This window comes from Pseudoalteromonas sp. 2CM28B (genome assembly GCF_023161935.1).
Genome location: NZ_JALNTH010000027.1, coordinates 1 through 12,125 on the forward strand (window position 1 = coordinate 1; position 12,125 = coordinate 12,125).

The 12,125-nt window shown below is 38.9% G+C and carries 7 protein-coding genes; 4 read left to right on the top strand and 3 right to left on the bottom strand.

The window, feature by feature from the left end; all coding sequences use genetic code 11:
• The first annotated feature begins 9 nt into the window (after positions 1–9).
• Together MTN96_RS25895 and MTN96_RS25900 are read left to right on the top strand one after the other, a co-directional pair.
• Complete coding sequence (locus MTN96_RS25895) at positions 10–3,210, top strand: efflux RND transporter permease subunit (protein WP_029772416.1); 3,201 nt, start codon at positions 10–12, stop codon at positions 3,208–3,210.
• Positions 3,211–3,893: 683 nt separating this feature from the next.
• Entirely contained in the window at positions 3,894–4,088 is a 195-nt protein-coding gene (locus MTN96_RS25900) for a (2Fe-2S)-binding protein (protein WP_004588794.1), read from the top strand.
• 71 nt (positions 4,089–4,159) lie between these two features.
• On the opposite strand, the gene bfr (MTN96_RS25905) is transcribed toward MTN96_RS25900, so the two are convergent.
• The 3 genes from bfr (MTN96_RS25905) to MTN96_RS25915 form a co-directional block, all read right to left on the bottom strand.
• The gene (gene bfr, locus MTN96_RS25905) at positions 4,160–4,624 is read right to left on the bottom strand and encodes a bacterioferritin (RefSeq protein WP_004588793.1); all 465 of its coding nucleotides are present in this window, start codon (positions 4,622–4,624) and stop codon (positions 4,160–4,162) included.
• Between the two features lie 12 nt (positions 4,625–4,636).
• Positions 4,637–5,110 (bottom strand): bacterioferritin, encoded by a 474-nt coding sequence (gene bfr / locus MTN96_RS25910; RefSeq protein ID WP_024031963.1) that lies wholly within the window; start codon positions 5,108–5,110, stop codon positions 4,637–4,639.
• A 166-nt stretch (positions 5,111–5,276) separates the two neighbouring features.
• Positions 5,277–6,347, bottom strand: coding sequence for a PepSY domain-containing protein (locus MTN96_RS25915; RefSeq protein WP_248533141.1), 1,071 nt, complete (start codon positions 6,345–6,347; stop codon positions 5,277–5,279).
• Between the two features lie 422 nt (positions 6,348–6,769).
• On the opposite strand from MTN96_RS25915, the gene MTN96_RS25920 reads away from it, so the two are divergent.
• Together MTN96_RS25920 and MTN96_RS25925 are read left to right on the top strand one after the other, a co-directional pair.
• Positions 6,770–11,527: a PAS domain-containing protein gene (locus MTN96_RS25920; RefSeq protein ID WP_248533143.1), complete on the top strand. Its 4,758-nt coding sequence runs from the start codon at positions 6,770–6,772 to the stop codon at positions 11,525–11,527.
• A 10-nt stretch (positions 11,528–11,537) separates the two neighbouring features.
• Positions 11,538–12,023 (top strand): GNAT family N-acetyltransferase, encoded by a 486-nt coding sequence (locus MTN96_RS25925; protein ID WP_055253897.1) that lies wholly within the window; start codon positions 11,538–11,540, stop codon positions 12,021–12,023.
• Positions 12,024–12,125: the final 102 nt, after the last annotated feature.

A 12,125-nucleotide genomic window follows, 5' to 3' on the forward strand; every position in this document is an offset into this window, starting at 1 on the left:
AGCAAGACTATGTTTAATAAAATAATAGATTGGTCTGTTAATAATAGACTCCTGATTTTGATTGCGCTGTTTGCCACAATTGTCGGCGCAATTATGGTTATACCAAAACTAAATTTAGATGCCTTTCCTGATGTTACTAATGTTCAAGTTGCTGTAAATACTGAAGCGCCAGGACTAGCTGCTGAAGAAGTTGAACAACTCATTACGTACCCCATTGAAGCGGTCATGTATGCCTTACCTGATGTAGAACAAGTGCGCTCAATTTCTAAAACAGGCTTGTCTGGCGTCACGGTTGTTTTCAAAGAAGGCACCGACATTTACTTTGCAAGACAACTTGTATTTGAGCGTCTTCAAGCCGCAAAAGAACTGATACCAGAAGGTGTCGGCACACCCGAAATGGGGCCAAACACCTCAGGGCTAGGCCAAGTATTTCAGTACCTTCTTATTTCAGATAAAGATGCAGGCTATGATGCTATGGCACTCAGGAGTCTCAATGATTGGGTAGTAAAATTACTCGTTATGCCTGTCGATGGTGTTACTGATGTACTCTCCTTTGGAGGTATTGTTAGGCAGTACCAAGTAAATGTAGATCCATCTAAGCTTCTTTCTTATAACCTAACGCAAGAAGACGTTGTTGGTGCCCTAGATAACAACAATGCCAATGTTGGCGGATGGTATATGAACCGTGGGCAAGAGCAGCTTGTTATTAGAGGTGCAGGTTGGTTTGAAAGTGGTGACGCTGGTATTAGTAATATCAAACAAGTTCCCGTCAAAACAGTTGATGGGACAGTTGTGACGGTTTCGGATATTGCTAAAGTTGAAATGGGCAGTGAAATTCGTCAAGGTGCTGTCACAATGACGCGCAAAACCGAAAACGGTAAAGTCGAAAATTTAGGTGAAGTTGTCTCTGGCATTGTCTTAAAACGCATGGGGTCTAATACTAAAGCCACCATTGATGGTATCAATGCAAGAATCCCATTGATTAATCAAGCATTGCCTAAAGGTGTTCGCTTTGAACCATTTTATGATCAGGCTGATTTGATTGAAAAAGCCGTTGATACAGTAGTTGATGCACTATTACTAGCATTTATTTTCATCTGTATTGTATTAGCACTATTTTTAATGAATATACGTGCAACCTTCCTTGTCCTAATATCTATTCCAATTTCAATTGGTATCGCGTTAATGATCATGGCTTGGTGGGGCATTTCTGCAAACCTTATGTCATTGGGTGGCATTGCCGTAGCCATTGGTATGCTAGTTGATGGTTCAGTCGTGATGGTTGAAAACATGTTTAAGCATTTAAATAGACCAGACTCTACCCATTTAAAAACTGTAAAAGAAAGAGTGCCTAGTGCTGATACTGATCCACATGATGTAGAACAAGATGAGCATGGTATTAAGTTACGTCTTCAAAATGCGGGTAAAGAAGTGGCTCGTCCCGTATTTTTTGCAGCTTCTATTATTTTAGTCGTATTTACGCCTTTATTTAGCTTTGAAGGTGTTGAGGCAAAGTTATTTCAACCTATGGCAATAAGCATCATTTTAGCTGTTATATCTGCTATTGTGGTTGCGTTGTTTGTTGTACCCGCTTTAGCTACTTATTTATTTAAGTCAGGTGTAAAAGAGAGGGAAAGCTTTGTTCTTAGGCCATTAGACAAACTCTACAGAAAAGGGCTTACATTCGCACTAAAACGCACCAAATTAGTCATTTCAGCCGCACTTATATTAGTTTTCTCTGCCTTTGCATTAGTTCCATTAATTGGTACTGAATTTGTACCTGAGTTAGAAGAAGGGACGATAAACTTAAGAGCAACGCTTGCACCTTCTTCCAGTTTAGATACCGCGCTCACTGTGGCACCAATTCTAGAAGAAAAACTAATGGCTTTCCCTGAAGTAACCTATGCATTAAGCCGAATTGGTCGAGCAGAAATAGGTGGAGACCCAGAGCCTGTGAATAACATCGAAATTTACATAGGGTTGAAGCCTGTTTCTGAGTGGACCAGTGCATCTAATCGATATGAACTTCAAGGAAAAATGGAGAGATCTTTAGAAGAATTCCCTGGGTTGCTACTCAACTTTTCTCAACCTATTGCGACTCGTGTCGATGAGCTACTATCTGGTGTTAAGGCTCAGTTGGCGATAAAGTTGTTTGGGCCTGAACTTGAGGTACTGGCGGCTAAAGGTCAAGAAATAGAAACAGCAATTAAAAACATTGAAGGTGCAAGGGATGTTGCATTGGAGCAAATTGCTGGTGAAGCGCAATTGGTGATAAGTCCTAACAGGCAAGAACTATCACGCTTTGGATTGTCTGTGAGTGACATAATGGAGGTTGTGCGTGATGGTATTGGTGGTGTTGAAGCCGGACAAATAATCAATGGTAATGAACGTTATGATATTTACGTTCGCATAGAGGAAGAGTACCGAAGTAACAAAGAAGCTATTGCTGATATTCGGCTTCAATCACCTACTGGTGCTTGGGTGCGACTGGGTGACGTAGCCTCAGTCTCATTTGAGTCAGGCCCACCACAAGTTAGACGCGATGATGTACAACGAAGAGTCGTTATCCAAGCAAATGTACAAAATCGAGATATGGGAAGCGTGGTTGCCGATATCAGAAAGGTAATTGCTGAAAAGGTTGACTTACCTTCAGGTTATTCTGTTTCGATTGGCGGCCAGTTCGAAAGTCAAAAACGTGCTCAAAATAGGTTAGCTATAGTTGTACCTTTATCGTTAGCTCTAATCGCACTACTACTTTACTTTGCCTTTGGTTCTGTTGGTCAAGCTATGCTGATATTGGTCAACGTGCCGCTTGCTGTAATTGGCGGAGTTTTCTCCTTATATTTATCTGGACAATACTTGTCTGTACCAAGCTCCGTTGGCTTTATTACCTTATTTGGTGTAGCGGTATTGAATGGGGTCGTTATGGTAGAAAGTATCAACCAACGTATTAAAGACGGTCTAGAAGCATCTAAAGCCGTTTTTGAAGGCGCTACTTCAAGATTAAGACCTGTACTTATGACTGCTATAACATCAGCTTTAGGTTTGATACCGATGTTAATGTCTAATGGTGTTGGTGCAGAAATACAGCGCCCCTTAGCGAGTGTTATTGTTGGCGGCTTGGTAACTGCAACACTGTTAACATTATTTGTTTTACCTGTTTTATATCGCTGGTTTTCAGAGAAAAAAATAAAAGAGCTATCCAGATAAAATGACTGTGAACTCTAACCCCACGCTAAAGTCACGTTTAGCGTGGGGTTATTGAGTAGATGAACGAAAAGAAAGATTAGATTTAACAATAAACTAATAGTCATGACTGCTTTGTCGGAATATTTGTCGTTAAACAGGCCAAAGCTAACTTCCGCTTTCGTATCTTTGCAGTCTTAATCTCTATGTGTCTCAAGGTCGGCTTATGGCACAGAGCAGACCGCCGGTAATTATTGAGTGATGCAATCCACGGCTATAACTGCCCATGAATACAAGTTCTTTATGTAATGAAAAATAAAGATGCGCTGTTGCTACTCCGCAAAGCATCGGCCTAAATAAACTCTACCTCGAAGTAAACCGATTAGCTTTCGTATAACAGATAGGCAAATTATCAATTCAAATCACTTACTGTAATAGATGTTTTCAAGCGATTTCTCGTTGTTTAAGAAATTTACCTAATAAAAAACATAATTATTTTTAGAGTGTAATTTAGTTAATAAATCTCAATTTAAGTGCCATATTTTATTATAAATCAATAAGTTCTCAACGCGCCGTGAATTCTCGATTTAAGTGGCACTGATCAGTTTTTTGAAAAATAACTAATTTTTATCTCACAAACAATTGATAACCATTATTGTTTAGATTAATATGCACCTACTAAATGAAATTGAGAGTAGTTTGTATTCATGTATATTTGTCTTTGTCACGGGGTGACTGATAAAAAAATTGAGCAAACAATTGACGATGGTGCAACTACCATGCGTGAATTAACTAAAGAGCTTAAAGTAGGCAGCCAATGCGGTAAGTGTTGTTGTTGTACTAAAAAGATCCTAAATCGCAAACTTATTGAGATTGCAGATATTACCGATCAAGTCGCTTAATTCGTTATTACAAAATTCAAATACAAAAAAAGCAGCTTATAAAGCTGCTTTTTTTATGACCTAAATTTACCTTACAGTTGAGACTGTAAGTAATTTTCAAGCCCTGTATTTTGAATAAGTAATTGCTGGGTTTCTAGCCAGTCAATTTGTTCTTCCTGCTCGTTCAAAATATTGTCGAGTGCTTCACGGCTAATATAATCTTTTTTGTTTTCAGCTAATTTAATTGCACTGCGCAAATCATCAATTGTATCAAGCTCAAAGCTCATATTTGCGGCAATCATTTCTTCGCTGTTTTCGCCAATGCGTAAACGGCCTAGGTCTTGTAAGTTAGGTAAGCCTTCTAAAAATAAAATACGTTCGATTAAACGATCGGCGTTTTTCATTTTTTGAATTGAAACTTTGTAATCTGCTTTATCAAGCTGGCTAAAACCAAAATCTTTAAACATGCGGGCATGCAAAAAGTATTGGTTAATACCCACAAGCTCATTAGCGAGTACTTTATTTAAAGCTGCTATAACGTCTTTATCGCCTTTCATACTTTATGCTCCTTACTCGCCCATTTGTGCTTGGTGGTAGTTTTGCGTACCAATTTTATCAATTAGACCAAGTTGTTGCTCTAACCAATAAACGTGATCTTCTTCGGTATCAAATAATAGCTTTTCTAACACTTCGCGAGACTGATAATCTTGCTGCTCTTCACAAATAGCAATTACCTCTTTAACACATGCAACTACTTCAAGCTCCAATGTTAAGTCGTTTTGCATCATGCTTTTTACATCGTTACCAATTAAAAGGTCACGGCGTTTAGTCATGTTAGGCACGCCTTCTAAGAACAAGATGCGTTTGATTAGCCAATCAGCATGATCTTTTTCTTCTTCCATTTCATGGTTAAGGCGTACATATAATTTATCTAAACCCCAGTCATCATACATGCGTGAATGAATAAAATACTGGTCAATTGCGGCTAACTCATTGGCTAGCAAAGTATTAAATGCATCGATTACTTTTTGATTACCTTTCATGATAAATCACCTTAACTATTTTAATTGTGCACAGTGTAGTTAAATTTGCGTATTTTGCAAGTTTTTCTATAAAAATCATTAATTTACAATTGGTTTTGATTCTTATTTAAGTTTGCGTTATTGCTTGGTTTATGTACAGTTTTGCATTTTCATTTAAAGGGTAATGCTATGCCCACTTGTGCCGTTTGCACCATAAATAAACACCACTGAGTATAAAAAATGCTAACGACAGTGATATTAAAAGCCATACAAATTTTACAATCGGCCCTGCAAATGCGCCAGTATGAAACACATATTTAAAGTTCCATATATGGGTGACTGCATTTGCTTTACTGGCATCATACGCGCTAAGCACTTTAGCGTTGTATGGATTTACCCACACCCAGCTATAAGCATGGCTTTCTCCTGGGTTTTGTAGGCGTAAAGCGATTGGGTCATTGTGTTTTTTAGGTAAGTAAATACGATACAAAATCCCCTCAGGAAATACATCAAGGGCTTTATTTATTGCTTGGTCGTATTTAATACTTGCTGTTGATTTTGCTATCACTTTTGGTGCTTTAGGCCTATTTTGTACTTGAGAAAATGCCACGGTTTCTACTAATGTTTTGGTCGCGCTTTTCCAATTAAAGGTGATACCTGTAAAGGCTATAAGCAATAGCGGTAATAAAACATAAACACCAAGCACGGTGTGTAGCTGATACATAAGTACTTTAAATTTAGCTTTAGGTTTAATCGCCAGTCGTTTTAGGCGGTTTTTAGGCTTTACCCATAAATAAAAACCCACTAACACATTTATTATTAATAATAGGGCGCATACAGAGACCACGTTTTTTAGTGGTTTTTCACCAGAGACTGTTTCAAATAATAGCCAGCGATGCAAAGCAAGGGTAAAACCATACAGCGTGTCATTTGTTTGGTATTGAAAAATTACTTTGCCTGTATACGGGTTCACACTGGCGTTACTGCCATCACCTAATCTAAATTGCCAGCTGGCATTGGGGTTACTAAGGGGCATAAAGCGGGTGATTTTTTTATCTGTTTGCTGCTGTACTGCGCGGATTAACTCTGCGTGGCTAAGCGTTTTGGTTTGTGGTTCTACCTGCCATTTATCGGGCTGAATATAATATTGTATGTCATTTGCATAAAGTAAAATGGCGCCGCTAATACTGAGTATTAACAAAAAAAGGCCACTTAGTAAGGCAAGGTATAAGTGAATTCGACGTAACCAGATTTTCAAAAGTAATCTCTATAATAAGCAGTTACAGCGATTGTAAGTGATAGAACAGGTGTTTATCAATTTATAAAATGTGACCCTTTGTGTAAGCAAACTACTGTATATAAAACCGCGAACAACACGCTAAGCTTTAGTCCCTTAAATAAAGTTTAAAAATTGAGTGGCTTTAAGTCAGTAAAAGTTCGTATGAGTAATGCGCTTTAATTTTTATAATAATGAAATAAATACCAGCTAAAAATTAAAATATGCACGGTTTGCGTTCTTGCTTATTTTTACGTGTAAATTTTAATTGCAACTTATTGATGTTTAAACTGTAATTATGTGATGTATTTTAAACGCTTTGCGGGCTAAAACTTGCGTCTTTTAGGTTTTAGTGCATTAATATAGGTAATAAATAATACAATTACAGTTATTGGATATATAGCATGGTTGAAGGAAAAAAGTATGGGCTGCTAAATGGCACAGCTCAGTCTGTGCGTAGTAAGCTGATCATTACTTTTTTAGTTATTGCTATTGTTCCACTTTGCTTGCTGACCTGGTTTAGCTTACAGCACGTTAATAATACCTTGCAAAAAAATGCAAATGCAGAGCTTCATGAATTAAGCTCTATCGCCTCAGAGTTTGCTAATTTATGGTTTGATGATCACCTTACTGATTTATATACCTTTAAAAATCAGCTTTCTAACTTCCCGCTTGAACAAAGCAAATTAATAAATCATTTTGTTAATCAATATGACTTTGTAAACAGTATAGAAATTATAGCTGCATCGGCACTTAAGCAGCCCATTATCTCGCCTTACGGGCAGATAAACAAAGGTGAGCTTAGTACGCTTATAAATTCGGTTAATACCTCAACGCCAGCCGCTTTTGGCTCTGTTATGTTAAATGGCAAACAGTTTAATATTGTGGCTATGCCTTTGCTTAATTCGGCGCAACAACTAGAGGGTGTAATTCTCACAGAAGTAAATATTAATGGCCTTTTAAAAAGCTTAAACACCATTCACAACATGCACAACGAAGTGAGTTTTTTTGTACTACATAATAATAAAATAGAGCGCTCTTCAGTAACAAATGCAGATGAGGCGCCTGTTTTTTCGCAAACGGCACTCACCAGTAAGCAAGTGTTTGATTACGCCAGTGCCAACGGCACGACATACCATGCATATATTAGTGATTTAAATTTTTTAGGTGTGCAAGGGTGGCAACTTTTAGCAGCAAAACCTTTGCATATTATGCTCAAAGACTCTACTTATTATAAGCAGCTGGCTATTTTTACAAATGCAGTTTCTTTACTTCTCATTTTATGCGCAGCGTGGTGGTTTAGTCGGCGCTTATCTAAGCCTTTAATTCAGCTTACCTCAGTAATGGCCCGAATTACCGATGGCGAGAAAGTAAAGGTGCCTACATTAACTGATAGCCACGAGTTAAATAGGTTATCAGTAGATCTTCAAAAAATGGTGGCATTTAAAGAAGAGCAGCAGAGCATACTGCAAAAGCAGCGCTCTGCTTTGCAAACTGCGTTTAAACAATTGGATGAGCAAAAAAGTGCCCTCGATGAGCATGCCATTGTTGCGGTAACAGATTTAGCGGGCACTATCACTTTTGTAAATAAGAAGTTTTGTGAAATTAGCGGCTATGAAGAACATGAGCTTATAGGTCAGAATCACCGTTTACTTAATTCAGGAAGGCACGACAAAGGCTTTTTTAAAAGCATGTATAAAACCCTTAAACGGGGTGAAGTATGGAACGGCCAAATTTGTAATAAAGCAAAACATGGCGGTTTTTATTGGGTAGACACCACCATAGCGCCATTTTTTGATGAGCACGGTAAACCGCAAAGCTATATAGCCATTCGTACTGATGTTACGCCATTAAAATTACAAGAGCTTGAACTTGAGCAGCACAAAACCCAGCTTCAGTTAGTCATAGATACCACTGCCGTAGGAATATGGGATTGGTTTATAGATACCAGCAAAGTGACTTTTAATAATCGCTGGGCAGAAATAATAGGCTATAAACTCAGCGAGTTAGAACCTACCACTATTAATACTTGGTATAAGTTTGCACACCCCGATGATTTGGTTGTTTCAGAGCAAAAGCTAAAAGCGCATTTCAATGGTGACACTGATTACTATGTCAGCGAAGCGCGAATGAAACACAAAGATGGCCACTGGGTTTGGGTACTCGATACTGCAAAAGTAGTCGACTGGAACCTAGATGGGTCGCCTCGTCGTATGATTGGAACACATTTAGATATTACCGAGCGTAAGCAAATAGAGTCTGAGCTACAGTATAGCCGCGATCGCTTTGCTTCTTTAGTGGAAAATATTCCAGGGGTTATTTATCGATGTAAGTTCGATAAAGCTTGGACCATGTTGTACATGAGTGACCAAGTAAAAGACATAACAGGCTATACGCCTGATGACTTTATTAATAATAAAACACTGAGCTTCGCCGCTATTATCCACGATGGCGATCAAGATGTTGAGCTGCAGGTAAGTACCTGTATTGCACAAAAGCTGCCTTGGTCTATTGAATACAGAGTAAAAAGAAATGATGGCAGTATTCGTTGGGTGCATGAAAAAGGCCAAGCAATTTATGGCGATGACAACGAGGTTCTTTATTTAGATGGCTTTATTTTAGACATTACTGAGCGCCATAATACTCAAGTAGAAATTACCCGCCAACAAAACCTGCTTGAGGCAATGAGTAAACAAGGCCAAATTGGCGCATGGGAAATTAACCTTGAAAACCAAACCATGTATTGGTCAGACGAAGTAAAAGTCATACACGAAGTTCCCGACGGGTTTGAACCTAGCATTGATACTGCCATTAATTTTTATAAGCCAGGAGAGCACCGCGATAAAATTAGTACGTTGTTTGAATGTGCGGTGACTTTAGGCGAAAGCTGGAGTGTTGAGCTGATAATTTTAACTTATACCGGTAAAGAGCGCTGGGTTAAGTCGATGGGGCAGGCGGAATTTAAAGACGGCAAATGTGTGCGTGTTTTTGGCTCGTTCCAAAGTATTGATGCACATAAACGGCTAGAGTTAGAAAGCGAAAAAGCAAACGCCTATAACAAAAATTTAGCGTCATTAACGGTTTCGCCTGAAGTACAAAATAGCGACGTTGCGCAAGTTAAAAAGCTGGCGATAAAGTCGATGGTAGAGGTATTAAATGTTGAGCGTGCCTCTATTTGGATATTTAACAAACAGTGCGACGAAATGGCGTGCCATGGTTTATATACTAGACAAGATGGATTTGTAGATTTTGACGGCGTTCTTAAAAAGGCTGATTTTCCAAGTTACTATGAGGCTATTTTTGAGCAAAACCTAGTGGCAATTGAAGATGTATATACGCATAAAGCAACCATTGAATTTACGCAAAGTTATACTCAACCATTAAATATTCAATCGATGCTGGATGCGGTTATTTCATCAGGCGATGGAAATTTAGGTATTTTATGTGCAGAAACTGTAGGGGCTAAGCACATTTGGACGCAAAGCGAAGAAACCTATTTGCGCTCTTTGGCTACGTTAGTCGGCAGTACCTTGGTCTCGCAAAAGCGAAAAGAAACCGCTGAAAAGCTAAAGGTTGCTTTAGTGCAAGCACAAGATGCTGCTATAGCAAAAAGCCAGTTTTTAGCAACTATGAGCCACGAAATTCGTACACCGATGAATGGCGTATTAGGCATGTTAGAGCTGGTAGAATTAGAGCCATTAAGTAAACCAATAGAAAAAAAGGTCGCTATTGCTAAAAGCAGTGCTCATTCTTTACTTGGCGTTATTAACGATATTTTAGATTTTTCTAAGGCGGAAGCAGGCAAAGTTGAGCTTGAGCATATACATTTTAATGCGCGCGACTTAATTGGCGAAATAGCCGAGGCACAGGCCTTTACCGCACAAGAAAAAGGCATTGAGATTATTTTAGATTTAGTCTCCTTGGAGCCTTCACATTTAATGGGCGACCCCGGGCGCATACGCCAAGTGGTAACCAACTTAATTAGTAATGCGGTTAAATTTACCAGTCAGGGTGAAGTGGTGGTGAGTGCATCTATAGAAAAAACTGACCAAGACCTACTGCTAAATATAAAAGTAAAAGACTCAGGAATAGGCATAACCGAAGCAAAACAACAGCAATTATTTACCCCTTTTTCGCAAGTGGATGCATCAACCACGCGAGAATACGGAGGCACGGGGCTGGGGCTTGCTATATGTAAACAGTTATGTGAGCTAATGAATGGTAAAATTTCACTGGCGAGCGAACCTGACAAAGGCAGCGAATTTACTGCAACCATGCAAGTGGCTGAAGGCATCGAAAAAGAACGTACTATCCCTAATATAAATATGAGTTCGTTAAATGTACTAGTGGTTGATGATAACGAGACAAACCGCTTAGTTATCTCTCAGCAGTTAGGACATTGGGGGGCCAATGTTACGCTTGCTAGTAGTGCAAAACAGGCGCTTGAACTATGTGCACAGCGCATAGAAAATAATCAGCCTATGTTTGATATTGCCGTGCTAGACATGCAAATGCCAGAAATGGATGGAATGGAGCTGTGTAAAGTGCTTAAAGCACATGATGACTATAAAGCCATGCCATTAGTAATGATGACCAGTATTGCAGGTATGGAAGGCGCTCAGCGCTACTCAAAAATTGGTTTTCAGGCTTATTTTCCTAAACCGGTTACAACCGCCGATTTAATTTCTGCGTTATCGGTTATTACAAGTTCAGACAGCACCGAGCCCCTTCCTTTGGTGACCCCAGGGTATATTTCGTCACTCAGAAAAGAAAAATCAGACACACCTGCAAAAATTTTATTAGTTGAGGATAACCCCGTTAATCAGCATGTTTCTACACTGATGCTTAAAAAGCTAAATTGCGAAGTAATACTGGCGCAAAATGGTCAAGAAGCCATAAACACCTTAAGCGAGCATAACGAGGGGTATTTTGATTTAGTGTTAATGGATTGCCAAATGCCGGTAATGGATGGCTTTGACGCCACCGCTAATATACGAGACGGTATGGCAGGGGATGAGCACAAAGCAATAAAAATAATTGCCCTAACCGCCAATGCAATGGACTCAGATAAAGAACGTTGTATTAATGCCGGTATGGACGACTACTTAACTAAACCCATTCAGCTTGATATTTTAAAAGAAAAAATAGAGCAGTACTTTTAGGATTAATAACATGAGTAAGCAAATAGAAATACGCGACGCTAAAAAAAGCGATGCGCCAACCATTTTACAGTTTATTACCGAACTGGCCATTTACGAAAAAGAACCCGATGCAGTAAAAACAGATGAGCAGGCAATTATAAAAACGCTGTTTAGTGAGGGGGCAACAGCACACAGTGTTATTTGCCTTGAAGATGATGAGCCTATTGGCTTTGCGGTGTATTTTTATAATTACTCTACCTGGCTGGGTAAAAATGGCTTATATCTGGAAGATTTATACGTAAGCCCCGATAGCCGTGGCAATGGTGCTGGCAAACTAATAATGAAACACCTTGCTAATAAAGCCATAAAAAACGACTGTGGACGTTTTGAGTGGGTAGTATTGGATTGGAATAAACCCGCTATAGATTTTTATAATAGCATTGGGGCAAAAGCCCAAAACGAATGGATAATCTACCGCCTAGCAGGCCAAGACTTACTCGATTTTGCAGAGCAATAGTGATACTAAAACGCTTAATTAAGTGGATTGGTATAATACTTTTTTAAAAGCAGATGAGTGCCGAAAACGGCCAGTATTTGCTTTAAAAATTGTTATGCTAAG